This window comes from Clostridium gallinarum, assembly GCF_014836325.1.
Lineage (GTDB): Bacteria > Bacillota > Clostridia > Clostridiales > Clostridiaceae > Clostridium > Clostridium gallinarum.
Genome location: NZ_JACSQZ010000008.1, coordinates 23,066 through 49,865, shown reverse-complemented (window position 1 = coordinate 49,865; position 26,800 = coordinate 23,066). Strand labels below are relative to the sequence as shown.

The window sequence follows — 26,800 nt, the reverse complement described above, 5'->3', positions numbered from 1 at the left end:
AAGGAATGTAAAATGAAAACAATACAAAGAAAAATAAGTCCATATAACCATTATGATTATAATAATCCTAAATTTTTAGTATTTCACTATGTAGGAGCTCAAAGTTCTACTGCAGCAAATAATGCAACTTATTTCTTTAATGGAGACAGACAAGCTTCAGCTCATTACTTTGTTGATGATAATGAAATATGGCAATCAGTAGAAGATTTATGTGGAGCTTGGTCAGTAGGTAATACTAAAACAGAAGTAAATAATCAAAATTCAATTAATATAGAAATGTGTTGTATGGGAACTAATCTTTTAGTTACAGAAACAACAGAAAATAATGCTATTGAATTAGGAGCTTATTTAATGAAAAAATATAATATTTCTATGGCCAATGTAAGAAGCCATTATGATGTTACAGATAAATGTAAATTATGTCCTAACTTTGCTAATACTGAAAGATGGAATACATTTAAAAATAAACTTCAAGCTAAATTAAACAACACTAATATTTCAACTAATAATTCAACTTCAAGTGATGTTATTTATAGAGTTAAACTTGCTAATGGAGAACAAATAGGAGCATTTAGAAATTTAGATAGTGCTAAGAATTTAGCTAAAATTAATAAGTGTAATGTATATAGTAGTGTAGATAATGGATTAGTAGTTTCTTATGTTACTAATTCAGCTGTAGCAATAAAAACTATTAATTATAGAGTTAAAAGAAAAAACGGAGAACAACTTGGTGCATTTAATAGTTTAGATAATGCAGATACTTTAGCAAAAGCTAATCAAGCAATAATATATGATAGTAATGGTAATGTAGTTAAATCATATGTACCAGATACAGGATTAGGATATTTAAACTTAAAGCCACATATGTCAAGTTGGAGGGTTTATCCTGTAGATGGACCATATACAATTAATTATGCAGTAGGAGCATTAGCACCAGCTCAATATGGAGGACTATCTTATAAGATATTAGAAAAGAAATCTGCAGATGTGTATAAAATAAAAACAGAAAGATTTGGAGTAGTTGCAATATATGCACCAAGAGATAATGATAGTAGTATAACAGAAAATCCAATATATTAATTTAAAGCCTAGTATGTAGGAGGAATCTTACTTACTAGGCTTTTTTTTTTATTTTAGTAAATATAATTATAAATTTGGAATATTTAATTGAAATATTATTAAATATAATTTATTATATAATAAATTGTATTTTTATGGCAATATTTAAATGAATAGCAAGAATACTGTGGGAATTTTATATTGGTATTTGTAAAGGGAGATGATATAAATGAGTAAAAGTTATTTAAATAAAAAATGGAATGTAAATGGAAATTTTATTGAGTTAAAAGATGGAGATGTATTAATAAATAATAAAGTAATTCATATTAGTGGATATGAAGTAAAAGGGTACATAGGTAAAGGTGATAATGGAGTTATTTTAGAAGTTAAAGAAGTAATTACTAAACAAATTAGAGCATTAAAAATATGGCTACCAAATCGTAAGAAAAAAAAGTCTAATGATGCAAGAGGATTAGAGGAAATAAAAAAGATAGCGAAGTTAGATCATGACAATATAGTTAAATATCTTCATTCTCAAATAATTGAAGGTTACAAGTGTTGTATTATGGAGAAGATTGATGGAGTTACATTGAGAGAGCATTTGAGAAGTAATAATCCTGGATTAAATGAACGATATGATATATTGCAAAATATATTCAAGACACTAAGATATTCTCAAGAAAATGGTATATATCATGGAGATTTACATTTAGATAATATAATAATAGGACATAATAGAGAAATGAAGATATTAGATTATGGAACTAGTATATTTAGCGGTAAATATTCGTTAGAACGAGATAGTAAATTATTATATGAATCTACTATTAGAATTATTGGAGAAAAATTTGATGAGAAAATGATGTTATTAGGAGTAAATGAAATAAAGATGCTTTCTCCTAATATTGTAAGAATTTTATGTAAGGCGATGAGTAAAATTGTAGTTTTATTAGATTTTGCGAGTTATCAGTTAGTAGATACAATTATAGAAGATATAGCTACAATTGTAATGTTAGTTCCTTTTTTTGATCTTAGATATATACTAAATAAAATAGTAAGTTATAACTATGAAAACTCATCTATAGAAGCAGGGAGATACTTTATGAGATGTTTATTAAAGGAAAGTGATTATGCTATAGAAAATTACAGAATATATAATTTTTTAAAAGATAGTAAAGACAGAGAGGGATCAATATATAAATTTTATGAAGATGTAAGAAAAGCTTTTATAGAAAAAATAAATAAAGAGATAAAAGAAAGCTGTATATATGTTAATAGATTTCAAGCAGAAATTTTTAATCAAGAACTATATTTTAAATATAATGGTGAAGGAGAACTTGAAATAGAAAGAAAAGAAATAGAAAGTCTTATAGTATAGTATCAAAATTTAATTATATTAAAAATAATATTGAATTATAAATTTGAAAATAATATAATTATGATATGTAGTATAAATAGAAAGGAGTTGATTGAGATATTTAATGAGCTTCCTAAATTTAGTGTTTTTATTAGGGATTTAACTTACGACGTAATATTTTTTATGTTTAGAGTAACATTTATATTTTTTATTGTACTTCTAATCGTAAGATTAATATTTTCTAAAAAACATTAATTATTATATTTAATTTTTAAATATATGGGAGGATTTTATTGCTAGAGCAGGAGATTAGTGAAAGTCTGCAATTGTAGGCCCTAAATAACATAAATGTTATTTGCACATTGTGCGCTTTAGTAAATTATATTAAAAATAAATTAAATAGATTTTTAAATAAATATTAACATTTAATTTAATGTTTTTATATACGATAAATAAATTTAGAGCTAGTAAATAAACGTAATGTTATTTACTAGCTTTTTATATAACAATAAGAAAGAGAATAGTAAGCAATTACTTTAAATTCTGTATTATAATATTGTAATTATTTAAAAATAATAAAAAGTAATTATAAAATATTGTTAATTAAAAATTAAATTGATAATATATTGTTATAAATTAATTTTTGAGGTGTATTTTATGTTTAAAGTTGATTTAGTTGGGAGAATAAATAAATATAAACTATCTAAAAATGAAATATTATTACCTTTATATGAAGCAGTAGTGAATTCATTTCAATCTATAGAAGAATTAGGGAATAAAAAAGAATTAGAAATAAGAATTAAGGTTTTAAGGGATATAAGACAAGATGTTTTAGAAAATAAAGATAAGGGAGAAAGTTATCCTATTACCGGATTTATCATTGAGGATAATGGAATAGGATTTAATGAGAATAACTATAATTCCTTCCTTACATCAGATTCTACTTATAAAAAAGCAAAAGGTGGAAAAGGTATAGGTAGATTTTCGTGGTTAAAAATCTTTGATGATATAAATATTGTTAGTATATATAATGAAAATAATAAGAATCAAAAAGTAGAATTTTCTTTTGTACTAGATAATGATAATCCTATAAAAGATAAAATAAACACTGAAACTGATGAAGATAGAAAAACTATAGTAAAGTTATGCAATATAAAAAGTGAATATTGCGATAAAATACCAAGAGAGTTGAATAAAATAGGAATGAAAATTATAGAACATTGCTTAGCGTATTTTATTCAAGAAGATGCCCCAAGAGTTATAATTGAAGATAACTTTGATATTATTGATTTAAGAAAAAAGTTTAATAAAAGTTTATCAATAGATGTAGAGACTGAAAGCTTTAAAATATCAGGGATTAAATTTGATATTCAACACATCAAATTATTTGAATCTGATGGTAATAAAAATAGAATTCATTATTGTGCAAATTGGAGAGAAGTAAAAACAGAACCTCTTAATTCTGCTATACCAGAATTAAAAGGAAAGATAAAGGATGGAGAAAGAGAATTTTTATATTCAGCTTATGTTTCAAGTTCATTATTAGATGACATTGTAAATGATGAAAGAACTGAATTTAATTATAAATTAATAGATCAAGATTTATTAAATCAAAATGGAGTTACTAAAAATCAAATAGAAAGTGAAGTTGTTGAAGTTGTAAAAAAATATTTGAAAAATTATATAGAACCAATAAAAAAGGAAAAGAAAGAGTTTATCGAAGGTTATATAAAAAAAGAAAAACCACAATATAAATCTTTATTAAAGTATAAACTCAAAGAAATAGAAAATTTAAAGTGTGAGCTTAGTGGTGAAGAGCTTGAATTAGAGTTATTTAAAATACAACAAAAATTTCATTTGGAAGTAAAAAAACAAGGTAAAGAGTTTTTGAAAGAAAATAAGATAAAAGATATAACTAAATTTGAGGAGTATAAGAAAAGATATATTGATTATATAGAGAAGGAAAATGAAGTTGGTAAATCAACTTTAGCAGAGTATATAATTCATAGGAAGATAGTTATTGACTTATTTGAAAATGCCATGAATTATAACGAACAAAACAAATATGCATTAGAAGAATATATTCATAATTTAATTTTTCCTATGAAAACCGTATCTGATGATATTGATTATGAAAAACATAATTTATGGTTAATAGATGAAAGATTATCTTATCATTATTACTTGGCTTCAGATTTGCAGATGAAGAATATTGAGGTAATAAATGTGGATACAAAAGATAGACCTGATATCTTAATTTTAGATAACCCAGTTGTATTAAGTAACGAAGATTCTAAGCCATTTAATGCTTTAACATTGATAGAGTTTAAAAGACCTATGAGAGATGATTATACAGATGAAGATAATCCAATTAACCAAGTTTTAAGATATACAAGTGATATACGTTCTGGAGCCAAAAAAGATAAAAAAGGCAGACCTATATCAGTTACAGATAATGCTCCATTTTATTTATATATAATAGCAGATTTAACTCCTAAATTAAAACAACAAGCTATTTTTTCAGGATTAAAGTTAACTCCTGATGGGTTAGGTTATTTTGGATATAAAGATTCAAACGAATTGAATGCATATATTGAAATAATTTCATATGAAAAATTACTTGAGGATTCAAAAAAGAGAAATAGAGTTTTATTTGATAAATTATTTAAGTAGCATAAAAGCACCTAGGATTGATCCTAGGTACTTTTTGTATTTTAAAGAGTAATAAATAAAAATATTATTTAAATTATAAATAAAATATAAAGTATTACAAAGAAACTTTTAAAAAGTTCACCAAGAAACACAATCTATATTTATTTATCTATATTCAATATTAATTAGCTATATATTAGCTAATACAAAGTATTTGCTTAAAAGAAAAAGTCTTAGATTTAAATTTCTAAGACTTAAAGTTTATTATAATCTTTTAATAATAATTCTAAAGCTTTATCTAATAACTTAGACATTGGAATAGATGTTTCTTTAGAAAGTTCTTTCATTTTTTCTAATAATTCTATATCAAATGTACTTGAATATCTTTGTCTATTAACAAGACTATCTTTTTTATCAGCCATAATAACACCTCCTATATATATTATAGCATTATTAATCAAACTTAATCAACTTTAATTAAAAAAAGACTTGATTAAAGTTGATTAAGGTGGTAATATTTAATTAAGGTTAATCAACCTTAATTAATGAAAGGAGGAAACTGCAAATGCAATTCTTAAAATTATCTACAGATCTAATAACAGATAAAAATATCACATCTAATGAATTCAGAATATATACATATTTATTAAGTCTTTATAATGAAGAAAAACAATGTAGTTATCCTTCGATAGATGTTATTTCAGAAAGACTTAATATTTCTATTTCAACAGTTAAAAGAAGTATAAAAAAATTACAACAACTAGGTTATATAGTTATAGAAAAAAGAAAGGGATTAGCTGGTAACTTTAATATATATAAGAAATTAAAACACCTTATAAATAAAGTAGTAGCTAAGAAGAATGTTTCTAAAATTGGAGTAGATAGTAATGGAGAAATACCAATAGATGGACAAGTAACTATCGAAGAAGCTTTACAGGAAGTAGAGGAAAATGTATTTGAAGTAAATAGCTTAGATAACAATAGTAATGTAAGGTTAGCAAGAAGTGTAACAAATATAGATAATAGTGGATTTGCTAAGAAAGTAATATCTTTAGCAGATAAGGAATTATTAAGAGAAGCTATAAAAGATTTTAAGAAGAAAAGAGGAAAAACTCCAACATTTCTTATAAAAATATTAGTAGACCAATATTATAAAACAGGAGTAAATTTATCTAAACCTTTATTAAATTTATTAAGGAAAGATTATATAATTATATAAAATAAATATTTACAATCGAATGTATGTTCTTTAAAATAGAAGTGAAAATATTTTAAAGAAGGTGATATTATGTTGAAGCCACCTATATGCAGAGTAGGAGGAAAATCTAAATTAAGAAAAACTATAATAGAAATGATTCCAGAGCATACTTGTTATATAGAAGTGTTTTTTGGAGCTGGATGGGTTTACTTTGGTAAAGAAACAAGTAAAGTTGAAGTTATAAATGATATAGATAAAGAATTGGTAAATTTATTTAGAACAATAAAGTATCATGCTCCAGAAGTAGAAAGGTTATTAGAATATGAATTTAGTGGACGAGATATATTTGAAGAGTATAAAAATTGTACATTAGAATATATGACAGAAATTCATAGAGCTATAAGATTTCTATATATAATAACACAAAGTTTTGCTGGCAAGGGGAAGAATTATGGATATGGAACAACAACTAAGCCAGGACAACAAATATTTTATAAACAAGTATTATTAGAGTTAAGAGATAGACTTAAAAATACATATGTAGAGAATTTAAGTTTTGAAAAAATAATCGATAAATATGATAGAGAGCATAGCTTTTTCTTTTGTGATCCTCCATATATTGAAACTTGTGGATATGGAAATAAATTTGCAGAAGAGGAACATATACTATTAGCAAATAAACTTAAACAAATAAAAGGTAAGTTCTTATTAACAATAAATGACCATCCTTTAGCTAGAGAGTTATATAAAGAGTTTAATATAAAAGAAGTTAAAGTAAATTATTCTATTGCTAAAGAGAATAGTGCAAGAGGTAAATACAATGAGTTAATAATAACAAATTACTAAATAAAAAGAACTGATAAGTAAATACCAGTTCTTATATTAATTTATACATATATCTTAAATGTTCTAATTCCTCTGTTCCTATATCAGTTAATAAAGCTTTAGCTTTGTTAGTAGGCATAGAGTATCTTTGATCTAAATATCTAAGTGCTGCAGATAGTTCACCATCTGGGCCACCATATTGACTTACTAATAGCTTAGCCATTCTTAAATCAGTAGATTTTAGGTTTACAGGATATTCTAAAGTTTTAACGTAATACCACATTATTTTTTACCTCCTTTAGATTTTTCCCAAGGCCATGGTGAATTGACCCATTTTTCTGGGTTTTGAAAATAAGCAGAACCAAAGTTTGTTAAAGGACCATGTTCTTTTTCATAATCCCAAATAGTTTTTTTGAGTTCGCAAGAAATATTTTCATAGTCAGATTTTGCTTTTTCGCAAGTTGGAAAATTGTCTAAATATAAATTAAGGTCAACAATAAAAAATTGAAGTCTATAAATTTTATCTAAATATTCATGTTTTGTCATTTCTTATCGTCACCTCCAACATATTTAACATCACAATATGGACTATATAAGTCCTTAAATATTGTTCCTGCTGAAAATGCATCATTCATATTAAATAAGTTCTCATATGGCTGTAAGTTTATAAAAACTTTTCCGTAGAAGTTTGGAGTAAAAACTTTGTAAGATTCATAACAGTTTTTACTTGAATCATTACAAGTAGTATTACAATAATCTTTATCAGGATTATTTATACAATCATTGCATTTATTGCAATCATCATTTTTACGATAATACATAAAAACATCCTTTCAAATATCGAGCTTTAATAACAAACTATGTCAAAAAAAGAAAAAACGTGATAAGAATTTAAAATATATTTATAAATTAAATTTTATTTATAGTAAATTATTAAATAGCTAGAAATAAAGTTAAAAGATTTTTTATCAATATACAGTATGTTATTTATATACTTATTATTTAACTTTAAATAGTTGTATGATATATTATTTTATATATAAAAAATAAACAGAAGGTGATTAAATGAACGGAAATGATTATTCAGGGCTTACAGGTAAAATAGTTACAAAGGAAAGTTGTGAATATAATCAAAGTATACAGTCTTGGAATAGAGCCATTGAAAAATATCCGTCAGTTATTATATATTGTTATAATGATGAAGATGTTATTAATGCTGTTAAGTGGGCGAGAAATAATTCAAAGGAAATAAGGGTTAGATCTGGTGGACATAATTATGAAGGGTATTCAACAGGAAATAATTTGGTAGTAATAGATGTAAGTAAAATTAACAGTATTTATATAAATGAAAAAGAAAAAATAGCTAAATTAGGTGGTGGTGTTAGAAACAGAGAAGCTTATGAAGCTTTTGGTGCAAAGGGTTATGCCTTTCCAGGAGGTGGATGCCCTACAGTAGGTGTATCTGGATTAATTTTAGGTGGAGGATGGGGATACTCCTCTAGATATCTTGGACTAGCATCAGATAGCTTAGTTGAAGCAGAGATTATTAATTATGAAGGTAAAAAGCTAGTTTTAAATAAAAATGAAAATAGCGATTTATTTTGGGCTATTATGGGAAGTGGTGGTTGTAATTTTGGTATTATAACATCAATGACTGTAGAGTTAAAAAAAGAGGCTAATAGGGCTACTTTGCTTAATATAAACTATCCATATGATAACGAAGAAGTTATTTTAAATGTTATATTAGAAATACAAAAATTATTTAAAAACTTAGATATAAAGATGAATTTCAAGACTGCTATATATAACTCTAAGGAAAAAGGAATAGGAGTTAAATTAGTAGGATTATTTTATGGAAGTTCAAGTGAAGCTAAAAAAATACTGAAGCCTATATTAAATATAACAGATGATTTTGAAGTAAATATAGAAGAAAAAAGTTTAGTAGAGTGTAATAGATGGATACAGGATAGTCATCCTGAGTATGAAAAATATAAATCTACGGGAAGGTTTGTATTTAGAGACTATAGTGAAAAAGAAATTAGCAATTTAATTAAAATTATAAAAAATCCTTCAGAAGGATTTTATTATACAGCTATATCTTTATATGGGCTTGGAGGAGTAATTTCTAATATAAATAAATTAGATACAGCCTATTACTATAGGGATGCAAGTTTTATAATGGGAATACAATCTGTTTGGGATGAAGATAAGTATTCTATTGAAAATAGAGAGTGGGTAAAAAAGAATTTTAAATTTATAAAAACATTAACAGATGGGTCATTTGTAAATTTTCCTTTAGATGAATTAGAAAGTTATGAAAAGGAATATTATGGTGATAATATTTTTAGATTGAGAGATATTAAGAGAAAATATGATCCGTATAATATGTTTGATTATCCTCAGTCTATTAAGGTGAAAAAGTAGTATTTTAAAATTGAAGACAATAATAATAAATGATGATATAATTGATAAATATTATTAAATGAGGTGATAAATTGGTTAGTATAGCGGGAAAAGGCTGTGAAAGACTTATTCCAACTGAAGAAAAAAAATCGTTAGAGGAAATTGAGCGTAGCCTTGTTAAAACATATAGAAAACATATATGGACTAAATTTGTGAAAGCAATTAAAGATTATAATTTAGTAGAGGAAGGAGACAAAATAGCAGTAGCTATTTCTGGAGGAAAGGATTCGTTATTATTGGCTAAATGTTTTCAGGAATTAAAGAAACATGGTCAAATGAACTTTGAACTAGAATTTATTGCTATGGATCCAGGATATCATCCACAAATAAAGGATTTACTGATAGAAAACTGCAATCATTTAGGAATACCTGTACATATTTATGAAGGAAAAGTATTTGAAGTAGTTGATAAAATGGCTAGAGATTATCCATGTTATCTTTGTGCTAGAATGAGAAGAGGATCTTTATATAATAAAGCACAGGAACTTGGATGTAATAAATTAGCTTTAGGACATCACTATAATGATGTTATAGAAACTACGCTTTTAAATGTCCTATATGGTGGTAATTTTAAAACTATGTTACCAAAACTTAAAGCGGCAAACTTTGAAAATATGGAACTTATAAGACCTCTTTATTATGTAGAAGAAGAATATATAAAGAGATTTACTAATAACGCAGGTATTTGGCCATTAAATTGTGCATGTATGGTAGCTGCAGAAAAAATAGGTAACAAAAGATATGAGATTAAAGAGCTTATCAAAGAACTTAAAAAGAATTTTGATGGAGTAGAAAAATCTATATTTAAATCTGCAGAAAATGTTAGTATGGATTCAATTCTTGGTTGGGAAAAGAATGGTGTAAAAACTAAATATTTAGAAGTTTATGATGAAGAATAAATAAATTTATATGATTTATACTAATGGTATAGCGGAGGTGATTTCATGGCTAAAAAGAATCAAGAAGCAAGTTGGGAAAAGAGAGGATATAAATCTCCTAAAAAAAGTGAAGCTTCTAAAGTACCAGAGGTAAAATAAATCATAAAAATAAAGCTGCTTAGAAGATTATCTTTTAAGCAGTTTTTCTATAATGTATAAATTTTACCATAATAACGAAACATTATACTTTTTTTATTAAAAAATATATGGTATATTTTATTTAGATTACAACTTAAAAATATGTAAAAAGGAGAAGTATTATGGAAGATAATCAATATATAAATATGAATCCTAATATTTTATTAAGTATTGTAAATATGAAACTTAGAGATTTTTACTCTAATTTAAGTATTTTATGTGATGATTTACAAATTGATGAAAAAATGTTGAAAGAAAAATTAAATTCTATAGGATATACATATGATGAAAATATAAATCAGTTTAAGTAATTTGTTAGGAGGAGTATTAATGAAAATAAAAAAAATAGGAAAACTTGCTGTTCTTGTAGCAGCAGGAGCGGCATTAGTTACAACTTTAATAAAGGATAATAAGGAAAAAGCAGAGAAAGAAGAAGTTGTAGAGGAAAATAAGTAAAATAAAGTCTGAAAAGGATTATTGATATGAATAGGGAAAGGTTTATTAACAAGGATGTTGGTTCCCTTAATATAGATAATAAGGATTTTTTTTATCTAAATGAGGATGAGGAATTTTTATTAAATTTCAAGCAGTCGTTTATAAAATCTATAAAAGGATTGTTTATTTATGCAAGTTTGGAAAAAAACTTAATAATGTTTTATGGGAACAATAAAGATATTTTAGGCTATGATGATCAATTTCTAATTATGAATACTGAAGAAATCAAGGAATATATTAGGAATGATTATATAAATTTTCTGATAGATGGATTAAAAAATAATAAAGAAGTTGAACTGAAAATTACAAATAAATTAAAAAAAGAAATCTGGATTAGCATAAAAGGATTTACTAAGAAAGATGAAAAAGATAATATTATAGAGTTTGAAGGTTATATACATAATATTAATATTGAAAAAGAAGCTAAATTGATGTTAGAGTATATAACCTTTTATGATGAATTAACAGGATTAAGTAATAGGAAACATTTTAATAAATTAATAAAAGCGGAATTAAATAAGCAATCTTTATTAGAAAGCAGAGGAGCTTTAATAATTGTTGATATTGATAATTTTAAATTTATTAATGATTCTTATGGACACAAATGTGGAGATTTTTTTCTAGAAAAGTTTTCACAGGATTTAAAGAAAATTTTTAGTTTTAATGAATTATTATGTAGATTTGGAGGAGATGAATTCATAATTTTTGTTCCTAATATATTAGATTTAAAACAAATAAAAGAGATAATTAATAAAATTATGAATCTTCTAAAAGAACCATATATAATTAATAACAAAAAGATAGTTACTACTGCAAGCATAGGAGTGGCTACATTTCCAGATGATGGAGAGGAATCAGAAGTTTTATTAAAAAATGCTGATTCAGCTATGTATATTGCTAAAAGTAATGGAAAAAATCAATGGCAAATGTTTAATAGCAATATTTCAAAAGAAATAAATAGAATTTATTCAATTCAAAAAGAACTTAGAACTGCATTAGATAATGATGAAATGTTTGTTGTTTTTCAACCTAAAGTAAATTTAACAGACGATGAAGTAAATGGATTTGAGGCTTTAATAAGATGGGAAAATTCTGAAATGGGATCTGTAAGCCCAGGAGAGTTTATTCCTGTTGCTGAAAGTACAAGATTAATTATACCTATAGGGAAATTTGTGCTAAGAGAAGTTTTTATAAAAATTAGTTATTTATTATCAAAAGGATATGATAATTTTAAAATTGCAGTTAACTTATCAGAAATTCAATTAAGAGAAGGAGATTTATTAGAGTACATAAAATCTCTAGTTGAAGAATTTAAAGTTTCACCTAAATACATAGAAATTGAAATTACAGAAAGTATGATAATGAAATCGGTAGATAGAAATATAAAATACTTGCTTGAAATAAAAGAATTAGGAGTATCTATAGCACTTGATGATTTTGGAACAGGATATTCTTCATTGAATTATTTAACTAAGTTACCAATAGACGTGCTTAAAATTGATAGAAGTTTTGTAATTGATATGGTTGAAAATGATAAAAGTAGATATATAGTAGAAAAAATAATTCAGTTATCTCATAAACTAGGAATTAATGTAGTAGCGGAAGGGGTAGAAGAGAAAGAACAAGTTGAATACTTAAAAAGTATAGATTGTGATACTGTACAAGGTTATTATTACAGTAGACCAGAGAATTTTGAAAATGTTGTAGAAATGTTAAATAAAAATATAGATTATAAATAAAGTTAAGTTAACTTCATAATTTAAAATAAATTTTGTAGCAATAAAAGTATAATTGTAAAATTTGTTTTAATTATGAGGTTTTTTATAGAACTTTTATAGGGGGCATAATGAAAAAATCAATAAATTTAGTTTCAGGAAATATATTAAGTACGCTATTTAAATTAGCAGTACCAATATTAGGCACATCTTTTATACAAATGGCTTATAATATGGTTGATATGATTTGGGTAGGAAGAATAGGCAGTAATGCTGTTGCAGCTGTAGGAACAGCAGGATTTTTTACTTGGTTTGGTACTTCATTAGTTTTTATATCTAAAATAGGTGCCGAAATTGGAGTAGCACAATCTATAGGAAAGAAAAATGATAAAGAAAAGAACAAGTTTATATATAATAGTTTATTTATTAATATTATAATAGCTATAATTTATACTATTATTCTACTGATATTTAGAAAAAGTTTTATAGACTTTTTTAAATTAGGAGACTTAGAAATAGTAAATATGAGTATTAATTTTTTAGTTATAGTATCTATTGGAATGATATTTAGCTTTTTAAATCCATTATTTACAGGAATTTTTAATGCTTCAGGAAGTAGTAAAATTCCTTTTTTAATTAATACTATTGGTTTAGTTTTTAATATAGTTTTTGACCCAATTTTAATATTTGGTTTATTTGGATTTCCAAAGTTAGGAGTTGAAGGAGCAGCAATAGCAACAGTTAGTGCTCAAGCAATAGTAACAATAATATTTATAATATCTTTTGTTAAAAATGGATATAATTTAAGTTTAAAGAATAAGAAATACTTAGATAAAGAAGTATGTTTTAAAATTTGTAAACTTGGAATTCCAACAGCACTTCAAAATTGTGGATTTGCATTTTTTGCAATGATTATTGGTAGAATAGTAGCTTCATGGGGACCTGTAGCAATTGCGGTACAAAAGGTAGGCTCTCAAATAGAAGCAATATCTTGGATGACTGCAGAAGGGTTTGCAACAGCTTTAACAGCATTCGTTGGACAAAATTATGGTGCTAATAAGTGGGATAGAATTTTAAAAGGATATAAAGCTACAATGATAATGGCATGTACAATAGGAATATTTTCAACAATTCTTTTTGTGTTTTTTGGAGAAAGTATATTTTCTATATTTATACCAGAAGAAGAAGCTATACTATCTGGTGCTATTTATCTTAAAATATTAGGTTACTCTCAATTGTTTATGTGTATTGAAATAACTACGTCTGGAGCCTTTTCAGGATTTGGAGATACTGTAACTCCATCTTGGGTAAGTATAATACTTACAGGATTTAGAATTCCTATAGCTATATTTTTAAGTAGTATTTTAGCCTTAGGGATTAATGGTGTTTGGTGGAGCATAAGTGGGACAAGTATAGTCAAAGGAATACTATTGCTAATATTATTTATATTTATGATTATAATACCTAATAGAAAAAAATTCCAAAATGCTATTGACAAATAAATACTTAAAGAATATCATATAAATAACAAAATAAAGAAAACCTGTGATAAGGAAGAGTAGCTGGTGTGTAAAGTTTAAGAGAGCTGAAGATGGTGTGATTTCAGTACTATAGCAAATAGTGAATGGGCCTTTGAGGTGTGATGCGAAATTTTTAAAGTAGTTGAACCGTATGTCCTACGATATAAGGAATAGAGTATAATAGTACTTGAAGAGAGAGGCTTTTTTAAAGCAATTTAGGTGGCAACGCGGATAATACCGTCCTATACAAATAGTATAGGGCGTTTTTTTTATTTAGAAATTTATAAGGAGCTGGTATTTATGAGATGAAGGAGAGTAGATAATAAAGTTTAAATATTTAATAAAAAGGAGAATTAATATGGAGAAAAATATTAATGTTAAAAAAATGATATTAAATGCAATACTAATATCTATTGGAGCACTATTACATCAAATAACGCCAGCTTTAGGATTACCAATGCAACCAGATTTTGCTTTGACTATGCTATTTATAATTATTTTAATTAATGATGATTATAAGACAACTTTAATTTCTAGTTTGATTATTGGAATAATTACTGCTTTAACAACGAAATTTCCAGGAGGACAACTTCCTAATATTATAGATAAGGTAGTTGTAGGGCAAATTATATATTTAATTTTTAAGCTTATAGGAAATAGATTAAATAATGATATAAAAATTATAGTATCTTTAAGTTTTGGTACAATATTAAGTGGAGTTATATTTTTATTTTCAGCAAGTATATTAGTTGGGCTTCCAAGTAGCTTTATTTCTTTAATAATAGTAGTGGTTTTGCCAGCTGTATTTATAAATATATTTGCAGGAACAATCTTATATAAAGCTATAGGAAGAGCATTAAAAGTCACAGGAGCAGTAATTAGTAAATAATAAAATAACTAATTACTATATAAATAAAGAGGCTGTTACAAAACTTTTAAATTGTAGCAGCCTAAGTATTTTATTTTTTCATAACCTTATAAATTTCTGGAGTATTTTCATCTATAGCTTTGAATTCATAACCTTTATCTTTATAATACTTAATGATAGAAGGTAATGCCTTAGCTGAAGTTTTATTTAAAAATGAACAATGCATTAAAATTACAACATTATCATCATTTTTACAACTCTTTTTTATAATATTTTCAGGAGAAGATTTATAGTTTGCTCCATCTCCACTATCAACATTCCAGTCGTAAATTTTAAAGTTTTTATTATGTAATTCATTTACTAATCCTTCAGTTAACTTATAACTGTTATTATTACAGCCAAAAGGAAATCTCAAAATATTGTACTTTTCGCCAGTAACATTATAAAGAATATCTTGACTTTTAATCATTTCATTTAAAAAGTTATCATTACTACAATAAAGCTTACTTCTATCATGAGAATAGCTATGTAATCCTATGCTATGGCCTTCATTTTTCATTCTTAATATAATATCTTCTTGACCTTTAATTTGTGATCCTATTACAAAAAAAGTAGCAGGAACATCTTCTTGTTTTAAGGTATCTAATACATCTTTTGTTACATTTCCCCCAGGTCCATCATCAAATGTAATGTATACAGTTTTTTTATTAGAACCTTCTAAATTTATATTATTAGTTGTAGCATAAACCTTAAATGAAGTTGTAAATAATAAAGAAAATAATACTGAAAGTAGCATTAACTTTTTATTTAATTTCATTAAAATCACCTCCTAAAAGTAGTATTCCTAAAAAAACATAAAATAAAATAATATATATTGGAAATTATATATTATGAAATGATATTAATAGTAAATAAATAATATTATGTTAAAATATGGAATAAGGTGATAAAATATATATATTAATTTAAATCTAAAAAGGCTTTGGTGATAAGAGTGGAAAGAAAGTATAAAGAGTTAAAGTTTTTCAGTATTTTACCTGTTTTAAGTGTAGTGCTTTTTTATTTAAAGTTAAATATTGTAGTTATAGTATTTATATTTATGTTAAGTATAATTTTTATACTTATTATTAATTTAATATATAAAAACAATAAATATAAAAAGCTATATAATAAATATGAATCTAATAAAAGGAGATATAGAATTGCTATAGAAGCTTTAGATTCTGCTATATGGGAATGGAATAGTGAAACAAATAAATTATTTATATCTAAGAAAATAAAAGATTTATTAAAAATTAATAATGATATAACTAATTTTGAAGAATGGCTATATTTTATTTCTGATGAGGAAAGAGAAGATATAAGAATTTTTATTGAATATACGATTAAAAATAGAGTATTAGATAATTTCGTATTAGAACATAGTGTCATAGATGTAGAAGATAAAAAATTAACCATAAAATTTAGTGGTAAGGGAAGTATTAAAGAGGATAGATTCTATTTATCTGGTACAATTACAGATTTTACAGAAAGAAGAAGATTAGAAGATATAAATAAAGATAGAGAGGATAAAAATCGTTTAGCATTAGAAGGATCTAAGGATATAGTATATTGGTGGAATGTAAAAGAAAATATTATTTCAGTAGGAAGTAGTATAAGAAAATATTTAAATATATCAGGAAATGGAGATTTATTAATTCCATCAGCTACTTGGGAAAGTTATATAGTTAAAGAAGACTTAGAGATGTATAAGTGTAAACTTAATAAAGTATTAAATTCTAATAAGAATGAGTTTTATACTATTGAATATAGAATACTTGGAAAAAATAACAAAGCATATTGGGTTGAATTTAAAGGTAAAAAAACTATTAAAAAAAATGGGGATATATTTATACATGGAGCTCTTTCGGATATTACAATAAGAAAAGAAAAAGAAATTGAAATAAATCACCTTACTTTTAATGATGAGGTTACAGGAATACCTAATAGGAGATATTTTAGTAGAGAAATAAGTAATAGAATTAAAAGTTTTCCAGATAAAAAATTTGCTTTAATTTTTATTGATATTGATAATTTTAAATATGTAAATGACACATATGGTCATGATACAGGAGATTCACTATTGAAAGAATTTTCTAAAACTATACTAGAAATGAAAATAGAAGAGCTATTATTAACAAGATATGGTGGAGATGAATTTGTTTTAGTGAAAAATAATATTAAGGATAGGAAGCAAATTAAAGACTTATTAGATAATATAATTAAGAAGTTTAGTAAGCCTATAAATATTAATGGAAAGGATATATTTTGTACTCTTAGTATTGGTGTTAGTATATATCCTACAGATGGAAAAGAACTAGGGATTTTAATAAAGAGAGCTGATATGGCAATGTATTTAGCTAAAATAAATGGAAAGAATAGATATGAATTTTTTGATTTTAAAATTTTAGAAGTTTTAAATAGAGAGTTTGATATAGAAAAAGGTTTAAGAATTGCTATAGATAATGAAGAGATAAAATTAGTTTTTCAACCTAAAATAAGATTAGACACAACAGAAGTAATTGGATTTGAAGTTTTAGTACGTTGGAATAGCAAAGACCTAGGCGTTGTTCCTCCTAATGAATTTATTCCTATTGCTGAAAATTCAGGAATAATAATATCAATTGGAAATTATATAATAAATGAAAGTTTTAAAAAATGTAAAGAATTATCACTAATGACAAATAGAAAATTTAAAATGGCTATTAATTTATCAGATGTACAGATTAGAGATGAAGAAATAGTAAAGTATATTGCAGAAACTTTAAAAAAATATGAATTAGATTCAAGTTATATTGAGTTTGAAATAACAGAAAGTATAATTATGAAGTCAGCAGAAAGAAATATAAAAACTTTAGAAAAGTTAAAAAAAATAGGAGTTACATTGGCGTTAGACGATTTTGGAACAGGATATTCTTCTTTAAGTTATTTAAGAATATTGCCAATAGATGTATTAAAAATTGATAAAACTTTTATAGATGGAATAGTAATAGAGGAAAAAAGTGAATATATAATAAATAGTATTATTAATTTATCACATTACTTAAATTTACTAGTAGTTGCAGAAGGTGTTGAGACTAAAGAACAATTAGATTATTTGAGAATAAGTAATTGTGATATAATTCAAGGATATTATTTTAGTAAGCCAATTAATTTTGAAGAGGCAGCCAAGATGTTGGTAAAATAAAAATTAGTTTTTATTAAAAAATAATCACAAACCATAATATAAAATCATATTATGTAACTATATTATGCTTTGGAGGTTAATATGAAAATAATAATTGATGATCAATATCAAAATGATGAAAATAATCAATATACTATGGATGAGGATGGAAATATAAATTTATTTATCAATATAGACAATGCAACTGAACAAGATGAAACTATAAATTTTAATAACAACATAGACTCTAATAGCCTTATAGGGGGAATAGAAAGTAATTTTGAAGAATTAAGGGAAGAAGAGATAAAGGATACATTTATAGTTGAATCCTTTGTAAAGGAAGAAAATATAATAAAGGAAGATAATACAATAAGTGAGGAAAATATAATAAGTGAAGAAAGTCAAAGAGAGGAAGAAAAAAATAAGAGAAATTATCACAGTATATATGCTGAAATAGAAAGAAATTTACAGACAAAATATAGTGGTGATGATAAAGTAGAATACGATCTAAATAATCAATTAGAATATGGGTTAAATAACCAAGTAGAATATGTAGCAAATAATCAAGAAGAATACGATTTAAATAAAAAAGTAAAAAATCAATACGATAATCCAATAGAGAGAAGAGAAGAAGAAAAAAAGGGGATTATTGAAGTGTATTCAAAATTAGGCTCTAGAGAAGGGCTAGAACTTAGAGGAGCTAGAATTAATTTATATTTATTAAATGGAGTTTCTCCTAAATTATATGATTCAAAATTCACGGATAGCATTGGAAAAGTAACCTTCAATAATTTACCTAATGGATGCTATAGAATTATAGCAATAGTTGATAGAAGATATTTTGAAAAGCCAATTTACTACAATTGGAATGAAGTAACAATAGATTCTAATAACAAAGAAAAAAGTATTGTTGTAGTAAATAAAATTAAATCTGGATATTACAGATAATATCTTTAAAATAAAGCTTATAATGTATAAAATGTAAGCTTTATTTTTTTATTTTCTTAATATAAAATAGAAGTAGATAAATAGAAATTAAAAAGAGGAGATACGAATGAGAATTAAAATAAAATACTTTGATAATGCTACTAAACTAAAAAAAATAGTTAAAGGAAATTGGATAGATGTATATTCAAATAAAGATGTTTTTGTAGAAGAGGGTACTAGAGCTATGATACCATTAGGATTTGCTTTAGAATTACCTAAAGGATGGGAAGGACATTTAGCTCCTAGAAGTAGCACTTTTAAGACATGGGGAATAATACAAACTAATTCTGTAGGTGTAGTAGATGATACATATATAGGAGATAACGATCAATGGCATATGCCTATTTACTGCCTTCAAGGAAAAGAAGAGAGTGAAGGAAAAAAAGGAACATGGATTAAATATGGAGATAAGATAGGACAATTTAGAATTATGGAAGTTATGCCAGAAATAGAATTTGAAGAAGTTGAATCCTTTGGAAATGAAGATAGAGGAGGATTTGGATCAACAGGAAAAAAATAAAGATTGCGTAACAATCTTTAAATGAAGAATGTAGAATGAAGAATGTAAAATTAAGGATGTTTTGCATAGCAAAACTTAAAATAAATGGTGCGAAGCACTTCTATTTAAAAATCCGTAGGATTTTTTCATTAATTTTTCATTCTTCATTATTAATTTTTAATTATTAATTATTAATTATTAATTATTAATTATTAATTATTAATTTCTATTCCTTCCCATTCTTCGTAAAGAGAAGAAATTTTTTCTTCTAATGCTTTTATTTCTTTACTAATTCTTTCGCTTTCTGTTGGATTTGAGTAAACTTCTTCAAGGCAAAGTTTTTCTTGAAGGGAAAGTAAATCATCTTCAGCTTTAGCAATATCATCTTCTAATTTTTTTAGTTTTAATTTTTGAGCCTTTTCTTCTTTTTCTTGCTCTTTCTTTTTCTTTTTTTCTTCTTTTAGTTGAGTTTTTGTTTTACCGTTAGCTAGTTCTTCAAGTATTTCAAATCTATTAGGATTAACTTTCTTTTCTTGGTAGTAGCTATAGTTTCCAAGGTATTCCTTTGTACCGTCTTCTTTAAGTTCCAGTATTCTATTAATAACTTTATTTAAGAAATATCTATCATGAGATATAACAAGCAAAGTTCCGTCGTAAGTTAATAAAGCATCTTCTAAAGCTTCTCTTGAAATAATATCCAAGTGATTAGTAGGTTCATCTAATAACAGTAAGTTTGCTTTAGAAAGCATTAATTTTAGTAAATTAATTCTACATTTTTCTCCACCGCTTAAAGTGTTAATAATTTTAAAAACATCATCCCCTGTAAATAAGAAAGAGGCTAGAGCACTTCTTAGTTTAGAGGTAGTTAATTTAGGGAACTCATCCCAAACTTCATCTATTATAGTTTTAGATAAGTTTAAATCTGATTGTTCTTGATCGTAATAACCGACATTTACATTAGTTCCTAAAATAACTTTACCATTATCAGCTTCTATATTCTCAAGAATTATTTTGAATAATGTTGTTTTACCACGACCGTTTTCGCCTATTAAAGCAACCTTTTCACCTCTTTTTAAATCCATATTTAAATTTGAAAAAAGTTTATTTTCTCCGTAGCTTTTAGCTAAATTTTCAATATGAAGAACATCATGTCCGCTTTTAACAGAGGTTTCAAATTTAATTTTAGAAGCTTCCTTATCCTTATCAGGTGCATCGATTTTCTCCATCTTTTCAAGGGCTTTTTCACGACTTTCTGCAGCTCTAATACTTTTTTCTCTATTAAAGCTTCTAAATTTTTCTATAATAGCTTCTTGTCTTTTAATTTCTGCTTGTTGCAGATTATAAGCTTTAAGTTGAGCTTCAAAATTCTTTTTTCTTTGTTCTATAAATTTAGTATAAGAAACATTATAACAATTAACATGACCATTAATAACTTCAAAAGTATTATTAGTGACAGAGTCTAAGAAAAATCTATCATGGGAAATTACTAAAACTGTTCCTTTATAATTTTTTAAGTATTCTTCAAGCCATTCTATAGCATCTAAATCTAAATGGTTAGTAGGCTCATCTAATAAAATAATATCAGGATTTTTTAATAAAAGTTTACATAATGAAACTCTAGTTTTTTGCCCTCCACTTAAAGTTTCTATAACTTTATCAAAATCTTCTTCTAAAAATCCAAGTCCTTTTAAAACTCTAGAAATTTCACCTTTATATGTATATCCACCTTTATGTGAATAGAGATCTTGAAGAGTGGTATAATCCTTTATTATTTTTTCATGATAAGTAGCATTATTTTCATCATAAGGTTCTGCCATTTTAATTTCTAAAGTATGTAGTCTATTTTCTATATCTAATAATTCTTGAAACACTAAATTCATTTCATTGTAAATAGTATTTTTCAAATCTAAATCTACATGCTGAGATAAATAACCTATAGTTCTATTTTTATCTAAAAATATTTCTCCATCATCTTGTATAATCTCTTTAGATATTATTTTAAATAGAGTTGATTTACCTTCTCCATTTCCGCCAATAATACCAACTTTATCCCCTTCATTTATCGAAAAAGTAACTTTTTTTAAAACTTCTTGAATTCCATAGCTTTTCGATATATCTTTACAACTTAAAACTACCATTTTTGCCTCCTAAAGTAACTGTATATATAAACTTAAATTACATAAATTCAAAATCAATAATTTTATTATACTCTAAGGCTTAAACCTAGGCAAATAAAAAGAAACTGTCTAAAAGACAGCTCTTATTTTGAAATAGTTTTAAATTTAGGTAAATGATTATCTATAATTAATGAAGGAGCACCAGAAATTAAAGGTAAGAAGTAATCTAAAGCTTCTTCTTTTATATTATTTCCTTCTTCATTTATTAATTTCGTAGGGAAATATTTTACGTTATTAGCTATTTTATCAGCTTCCACAAGAATGTGAGAAGTTTTATATGGAGAGCTAGATTCTCTTTTGATTGCTACCATATAGCCACTATTACCCTCTAAAGCAAATTTTAAAGCAGAAGAGCCTACTTCTAAAGCTTCTTCTAAATCTATATTAGAAGCACAGTGCATAGCACATCTTTGTAATACTCCAAGTTCTAAGGATTTAACTCTAGTTGTAATGCTTGAATTTATTATTAAATTCTTAAGATAAGAACCAACACCACCTAATTGAGCATGTCCAAATTTATCATGGGATTGGCTTTCAACTTCTGTTATAAATTTTCCTTCAGAATTTCTAAGCCCTTCCGAAACAACTATAAATACTTTATTTTTTTCTTTAAATCTTTGTCTAACATCAGTTAGGAATTTTTCTATGTCAAATGCAACTTCTGGTAAGTATATAAAGTCAGCAACAGGCTCGCCGTTAATTCTAGCCATGCAAGCAGAGGCTGCAAGCCATCCAGTATCTCTACCCATAGTTTCTAATATAAATATACCATTATTTATGTAAACTGAAGAATCTAAATATGTTTCTAAAGCCGTAGTTGCAATAAATTTAGCTGCACTTCCAAAACCAGGTGTATGATCTGTAAACATTAAATCATTATCAATTGTTTTTGGAATTCCTATAAATTTAATATCTAAGCCAGTTTTTTTAGCATAGTTTCCAAGTTTTGCAATAGTATCCATAGAATCATTTCCACCAACATAGAAAAATGCCTTTATATCATTACATTTTAGTATGTCTAAAAGTTTATCATACTCTTCTGTAGATTCTTCTAAATGTTTCATTTTATATCTACAAGATCCTAAACCAGAGGATGGGGTATATCTAAATTCATTAATTTCATCTTCAGAAAAAGACGATAAATCTATTATGTTTCCATTTAAAATTCCTTCTATTCCATTTAAACCTGCATATACTTTATCAAAAGCTTTAATTTCATTATTAGCTTTTAATAAACCCACTACACTTGAATTTATTACAGCTGTTGGACCACCAGATTGTGCTACTATACAATTAGCCATTTATGTTACACTCCTTTAATTTTAAATAAACAATGTGATATACAATTTGATATATAATATACTCTATTTAATAATATACAATAAAAATTAATTAAAATAAATACTTTAGTAAAAAATAATGCATAAAAATATTTTTAAGAATTATATATATTTTAGAATCTATATTTAAGGGGGAGTTCATAATAAGATGGATTTAAAAGAAGTAATTTTAATTGGAGTAGCTTTATCAATGGATGCACTTGGACTTACTATTAGTCTAGGGATAAATCCACATTTAGTAAAAAGAAATAAAATTAGATTTATTTTATCTTTTGCTTTTTTTCAATTCTTTTTTATATTTTTGGGGGGAGTAGCTGGTAGATTTTTTGATACATATATAGTTTCTATTCCAAATGCAATAGGAGGAATTGTTGTTTTAGGAATAGGTGTAATAATGTTGGTATCAGCATTTAAAAATGATGATAAAGATGATTCTATGTTAATAAAAAAGTCAATGTATTTAATTTTAGGAATGTCTGTAAGTATAGATGCATTAGTGGTAGGGTTTACAGCTTTTTATGAAACCATTAAAGTTTTAATATTTATAGATGCTATTTTAGTTGGACTTATTACTTTATTTTTGTGTACTTTAGGATTTTTCTTATGTAGATATGCAAGAAGGGTAGAATTTATATTTAAATATGCTGATATTTTAGGTGGATTGATATTGTTAATATTAGGAATGAAAATGATGTTTTTTTAGTATTTGATAAGTTTCTTAATAATGATATAATTTAATTATAGATTATAACGTTAGGAGAAAAAAATGATCTGGGAAAATTATCTAAAAGAAAATGGGATTAGGATCACAGCAGGAAGAATTTCAATTTTAAATATAATAGAAGCTTCAGATAAAGGTTTATCGGCAGAAAGTATATATACTGAATGTAAAAAACAAAAGAATAATTTAAACTTAAGTACAATATATAGAACATTAGAATTATTAGAAGATAAAAATGTCATAAAGAAAATTAATATAGATGGGCCAGCTATATTTGTACTTAAAAAAGAAAATCATAAACATATATTACAATGCGATGTTTGCCATAAATCTGTTGAAATACCATGTCCTATGGAAGAAATAGAAGAGGCAATTAAAGCTAAGGTTGGATTTAGTTTAACTAAACACAAGTTAGAGTTAAATGGTATTTGCGATAAGTGTAAAAAAGAAAATTGGTAATATTAAGTTTTGCTAAAAAATGGAGTTATCTTAAGATAACTCCATTTTTTAGCGAATAAAATATATAATTTACTTATTTATATTTAAAAATCTCTCAAGAATGATTACTAAAATAAGTGTGAATACTGATGTTATTGCAATAGTACCTCCAGGAGCACTATTTATATAGTAAGATAAAAATAATCCCATCATTATATCGAATATACCAATAAATATTGCTGAAATTAAAGTGGTTTTAAAACCTTTTTTTAATTGCATAGCAGTAGCAACTGGAACTATCATTATAGATGAAATTACTAATATACCCATAACTCTTATAGACATTGAAATAGTTGCACCAACTAATATAGTAAATATGTAGTTTATAAGCTTAACTTTGATACCAGAAGTTTTTGCACCTTCTTCGTCAAAGGTGATATACACTAATTTATTGTATAAAAATATTAAAGTAATTAAACAAATTAATCCAACAATTGCTATTAAAATTATATCTTGTGAAGATACGGTTAATATACTTCCAAATAAGAATGAATTTACTTTTGCTGATGCTTTTCCACTACTAATTAAAATAATAGCTATACCTAAACTGAAGGTAAGAACTAAAGACATAACAAGTTCAGCATATTTTTTATAATATTCTCTTAATAATTCTATAATAATTGCACATAGAGTAGTAAATAAGAAAGCAGTTATTAATGGATTAACTCCAATAACTAATCCTATAGCAACTCCTGCAAACGATGAATGTGATAAAGTATCACCAATCATTGAATAACGTCTAAGTACAAGAAATAGACCGATAAATGGGCAAAGTATGGATATAATAAAGCCTGCTATAAAAGCATTTTGCATAAAATCTAATTGAAACATATAATTTAAACCTTCCTAAACATTAATTAGCTTTTCTAAAATTCTTAAATTCATCAGTAGTAAATAATTTTATATTTGCATTTTCAATTTTAAGTATATGTGTAGAATTATTTAATGCAATATCCATATTATGTTCTATTGATATTATTGTTTTTTTATTTTCTTTATTTAATTTTTTTAAGATACTATATATATCTTTTTGATTAACTTCATCTACTCCTGTTGAAGGTTCATCTAAAATTATAATTTCTGAGTTACTAAGTAGAGCTCTTGCAATTAATATTCTTTGTTGTTGTCCACCAGATAACATTCCTAAAAGCCTATTTTTAAAATCTTTCATATTGACAGCATCAAGAACAGAATCTACAGAAGTTGTATCAGTTTTTAGTGTTTTTTTATGACATGCTAAAACTTCCTTTACGGTAATTGGAAATTGTGAGTTGAAAGAATCTAATCTTTGTGGTACATAGCCAATTGAATTTGAATTTACTTCAATACTTCCTGAAGTAGGCTTTAATAAGCCAAGAATTAGTTTTATTAATGTAGTTTTACAGCTACCATTTTCACCAACTATAGATAAATAACATCCCTTAGGGATATGTAAATTTATATCTTTAAGTAGATATGGTGGTTTATTTGTATATGAAAAACATAAGTTTTTTATATCAATCATTAAATCATCTCCTAAATATTATAAAGTAATTATATATGATAATGCGAATGATTTGCAAGAAATACTTTTTAAAGCAAAATATTAACTTTTAATAGTCTTAACTAAATAAATAATTTTAAATCATGGAATAAATACATATCTTGCTTTATAATATGGATAAAACATATAATATAAATAATGAAACAAAAGTAAAGAGCGTGGAGGAATATAAATGGATTTTTCAAGTTTAGTATTAATGGAAAAAGATAAGGAGACTGGTTTTATAACAAAAGAACTTGGTAGTTTTCAAGTTTCAGAGGGAGCTTTATATGTAAAAAAGCTGTTTGTATTAAATGAAGAAGTAAATTTATTTTTTGATACAAATAAAGACGTGGAAGAATGGGAATACTCAGCTATATATGATTTATTTAATTATGAAGCTTTTATAAAGGAAGAATTTGAAATAGAAGATATGTTAGATGAATATAATCCTACATTTTTAATAAAATTTAAATATGTGGATGATTATGAATTTATGAAGGAAAGAATTAATAAATGCGTAGAACTAATAGAAAATTCTATGGAGGATGTATTTAAGGCAATTGAAGGAAAAGAAGAAGAATATATTTAGATAAGGAGGGCCTAATTTTTAGGAGGAAATT

26 protein-coding genes, 1 pseudogene and 1 other annotated feature are annotated in these 26,800 nt (G+C 25.2%); of the genes and pseudogenes, 18 read left to right on the top strand and 9 right to left on the bottom strand.

Annotated elements, in window-relative coordinates; all coding sequences use genetic code 11:
- Nucleotides 1-12 precede the first annotated feature (12 nt).
- From H9660_RS16280 to H9660_RS03480, 3 genes are all read left to right on the top strand, one after another.
- Entirely contained in the window at nucleotides 13-1,080 is a 1,068-nt protein-coding gene (locus H9660_RS16280) for a peptidoglycan recognition protein family protein (protein WP_243190590.1), read from the top strand.
- Nucleotides 1,081-1,288: 208 nt separating this feature from the next.
- Nucleotides 1,289-2,437 (top strand): protein kinase family protein, encoded by a 1,149-nt coding sequence (locus H9660_RS03485; protein WP_191748610.1) that lies wholly within the window; start codon nucleotides 1,289-1,291, stop codon nucleotides 2,435-2,437.
- A gap of 636 nt (nucleotides 2,438-3,073) precedes the next feature.
- Complete coding sequence (locus H9660_RS03480; protein WP_191748608.1) at nucleotides 3,074-5,089, top strand: ATP-binding protein; 2,016 nt, start codon at nucleotides 3,074-3,076, stop codon at nucleotides 5,087-5,089.
- Nucleotides 5,090-5,322: 233 nt separating this feature from the next.
- On the opposite strand, the gene H9660_RS03475 is transcribed toward H9660_RS03480, so the two are convergent.
- Nucleotides 5,323-5,490 (bottom strand): ribbon-helix-helix domain-containing protein, encoded by a 168-nt coding sequence (locus H9660_RS03475; protein ID WP_191748606.1) that lies wholly within the window; start codon nucleotides 5,488-5,490, stop codon nucleotides 5,323-5,325.
- A 143-nt stretch (nucleotides 5,491-5,633) separates the two neighbouring features.
- Here H9660_RS03475 and H9660_RS03470 point away from each other — a divergent pair, with 143 nt between their 5' ends.
- Entirely contained in the window at nucleotides 5,634-6,287 is a 654-nt protein-coding gene (locus H9660_RS03470; protein ID WP_191748604.1) for a helix-turn-helix domain-containing protein, read from the top strand.
- A 69-nt stretch (nucleotides 6,288-6,356) separates the two neighbouring features.
- Nucleotides 6,357-7,112: a DNA adenine methylase gene (locus tag H9660_RS03465; RefSeq protein ID WP_191748601.1), complete on the top strand. Its 756-nt coding sequence runs from the start codon at nucleotides 6,357-6,359 to the stop codon at nucleotides 7,110-7,112.
- Between the two features lie 34 nt (nucleotides 7,113-7,146).
- On the opposite strand, the pseudogene H9660_RS03460 reads toward H9660_RS03465, so the two are convergent.
- The 3 genes and pseudogenes from H9660_RS03460 to H9660_RS03450 all read right to left on the bottom strand — a co-directional run.
- Nucleotides 7,147-7,374 (bottom strand): annotated as a pseudogene (locus H9660_RS03460) (manganese catalase family protein); the annotation flags it as partial.
- Nucleotides 7,374-7,637: a spore coat protein CotJB gene (locus H9660_RS03455; RefSeq protein ID WP_191748597.1), complete on the bottom strand. Its 264-nt coding sequence runs from the start codon at nucleotides 7,635-7,637 to the stop codon at nucleotides 7,374-7,376. The pseudogene H9660_RS03460 and the gene H9660_RS03455, both read right to left, overlap by 1 nt.
- The gene (locus H9660_RS03450; protein ID WP_191748595.1) at nucleotides 7,634-7,912 is read right to left on the bottom strand and encodes a spore coat associated protein CotJA; all 279 of its coding nucleotides are present in this window, start codon (nucleotides 7,910-7,912) and stop codon (nucleotides 7,634-7,636) included. The genes H9660_RS03455 and H9660_RS03450 overlap by 4 nt, the downstream gene beginning before the upstream one ends.
- 244 nt (nucleotides 7,913-8,156) lie before the next feature.
- Here H9660_RS03450 and H9660_RS03445 point away from each other — a divergent pair, with 244 nt between their 5' ends.
- From H9660_RS03445 to H9660_RS03420, 7 genes are all read left to right on the top strand, one after another.
- On the top strand, nucleotides 8,157-9,515 hold the full coding sequence (locus H9660_RS03445) for an FAD-binding oxidoreductase (RefSeq protein WP_191748593.1): 1,359 nt from the start codon (nucleotides 8,157-8,159) through the stop codon (nucleotides 9,513-9,515).
- A gap of 71 nt (nucleotides 9,516-9,586) precedes the next feature.
- Nucleotides 9,587-10,453, top strand: coding sequence for a tRNA 2-thiocytidine biosynthesis TtcA family protein (locus H9660_RS03440; RefSeq protein WP_191748591.1), 867 nt, complete (start codon nucleotides 9,587-9,589; stop codon nucleotides 10,451-10,453).
- 299 nt (nucleotides 10,454-10,752) lie between these two features.
- Nucleotides 10,753-10,941: a DUF4250 domain-containing protein gene (locus tag H9660_RS03435; RefSeq protein WP_191748589.1), complete on the top strand. Its 189-nt coding sequence runs from the start codon at nucleotides 10,753-10,755 to the stop codon at nucleotides 10,939-10,941.
- Nucleotides 10,942-10,960: 19 nt separating this feature from the next.
- Nucleotides 10,961-11,086 carry a hypothetical protein gene (locus tag H9660_RS16450; protein ID WP_279289568.1) on the top strand — a complete coding sequence of 42 codons (126 nt, stop codon included), beginning with the start codon at nucleotides 10,961-10,963 and terminating at the stop codon, nucleotides 11,084-11,086.
- Between the two features lie 26 nt (nucleotides 11,087-11,112).
- Complete coding sequence (locus tag H9660_RS03430) at nucleotides 11,113-12,864, top strand: putative bifunctional diguanylate cyclase/phosphodiesterase (protein WP_191748587.1); 1,752 nt, start codon at nucleotides 11,113-11,115, stop codon at nucleotides 12,862-12,864.
- A 107-nt stretch (nucleotides 12,865-12,971) separates the two neighbouring features.
- Nucleotides 12,972-14,342, top strand: coding sequence for an MATE family efflux transporter (locus H9660_RS03425; protein ID WP_191748585.1), 1,371 nt, complete (start codon nucleotides 12,972-12,974; stop codon nucleotides 14,340-14,342).
- 34 nt (nucleotides 14,343-14,376) lie between these two features.
- Nucleotides 14,377-14,608: a binding site (T-box leader), on the top strand.
- Nucleotides 14,609-14,718: 110 nt separating this feature from the next.
- Nucleotides 14,719-15,249, top strand: a complete 531-nt coding sequence (locus H9660_RS03420; RefSeq protein ID WP_191748583.1) for a tryptophan transporter — start codon at nucleotides 14,719-14,721, stop codon at nucleotides 15,247-15,249.
- Between the two features lie 70 nt (nucleotides 15,250-15,319).
- Here H9660_RS03420 and H9660_RS03415 read toward each other — a convergent pair whose 3' ends face one another.
- On the bottom strand, nucleotides 15,320-16,045 hold the full coding sequence (locus tag H9660_RS03415) for a polysaccharide deacetylase family protein (RefSeq protein ID WP_191748581.1): 726 nt from the start codon (nucleotides 16,043-16,045) through the stop codon (nucleotides 15,320-15,322).
- A 177-nt stretch (nucleotides 16,046-16,222) separates the two neighbouring features.
- On the opposite strand from H9660_RS03415, the gene H9660_RS03410 reads away from it, so the two are divergent.
- The 3 genes from H9660_RS03410 (at nucleotide 16,223) to H9660_RS03400 (ending at nucleotide 19,940) form a co-directional block, all read left to right on the top strand.
- Nucleotides 16,223-18,454, top strand: coding sequence for a sensor domain-containing protein (locus H9660_RS03410; protein ID WP_341479566.1), 2,232 nt, complete (start codon nucleotides 16,223-16,225; stop codon nucleotides 18,452-18,454).
- Between the two features lie 81 nt (nucleotides 18,455-18,535).
- A complete protein-coding gene (locus H9660_RS03405; RefSeq protein WP_191748579.1) occupies nucleotides 18,536-19,381 on the top strand; it encodes a calcium-binding protein in 846 nt (281 codons plus the stop codon).
- Between the two features lie 106 nt (nucleotides 19,382-19,487).
- A complete protein-coding gene (locus tag H9660_RS03400; protein ID WP_191748577.1) occupies nucleotides 19,488-19,940 on the top strand; it encodes a dUTP diphosphatase in 453 nt (150 codons plus the stop codon).
- A gap of 191 nt (nucleotides 19,941-20,131) precedes the next feature.
- Here H9660_RS03400 and abc-f read toward each other — a convergent pair whose 3' ends face one another.
- Nucleotides 20,132-22,057, bottom strand: coding sequence for a ribosomal protection-like ABC-F family protein (abc-f, locus tag H9660_RS03395; RefSeq protein WP_191748575.1), 1,926 nt, complete (start codon nucleotides 22,055-22,057; stop codon nucleotides 20,132-20,134).
- 122 nt (nucleotides 22,058-22,179) lie between these two features.
- Nucleotides 22,180-23,397 (bottom strand): 6-phosphofructokinase, encoded by a 1,218-nt coding sequence (locus H9660_RS03390; RefSeq protein WP_191748572.1) that lies wholly within the window; start codon nucleotides 23,395-23,397, stop codon nucleotides 22,180-22,182.
- Nucleotides 23,398-23,584: 187 nt separating this feature from the next.
- Here H9660_RS03390 and H9660_RS03385 point away from each other — a divergent pair, with 187 nt between their 5' ends.
- On the top strand, nucleotides 23,585-24,139 hold the full coding sequence (locus H9660_RS03385; RefSeq protein WP_191748570.1) for a manganese efflux pump MntP: 555 nt from the start codon (nucleotides 23,585-23,587) through the stop codon (nucleotides 24,137-24,139).
- A gap of 63 nt (nucleotides 24,140-24,202) precedes the next feature.
- Nucleotides 24,203-24,616, top strand: a complete 414-nt coding sequence (locus H9660_RS03380; protein ID WP_191748568.1) for a Fur family transcriptional regulator — start codon at nucleotides 24,203-24,205, stop codon at nucleotides 24,614-24,616.
- Between the two features lie 69 nt (nucleotides 24,617-24,685).
- On the opposite strand, the gene H9660_RS03375 is transcribed toward H9660_RS03380, so the two are convergent.
- The gene (locus tag H9660_RS03375; RefSeq protein ID WP_191748566.1) at nucleotides 24,686-25,486 is read right to left on the bottom strand and encodes a metal ABC transporter permease; all 801 of its coding nucleotides are present in this window, start codon (nucleotides 25,484-25,486) and stop codon (nucleotides 24,686-24,688) included.
- 22 nt (nucleotides 25,487-25,508) lie between these two features.
- The gene (locus tag H9660_RS03370) at nucleotides 25,509-26,159 is read right to left on the bottom strand and encodes a metal ABC transporter ATP-binding protein (protein WP_191748564.1); all 651 of its coding nucleotides are present in this window, start codon (nucleotides 26,157-26,159) and stop codon (nucleotides 25,509-25,511) included.
- Between the two features lie 211 nt (nucleotides 26,160-26,370).
- Between H9660_RS03370 and H9660_RS03365 the strand changes: the two genes are divergently transcribed.
- Nucleotides 26,371-26,769 (top strand): DUF6762 family protein, encoded by a 399-nt coding sequence (locus tag H9660_RS03365; protein WP_191748562.1) that lies wholly within the window; start codon nucleotides 26,371-26,373, stop codon nucleotides 26,767-26,769.
- Nucleotides 26,770-26,800 lie beyond the last annotated feature (31 nt).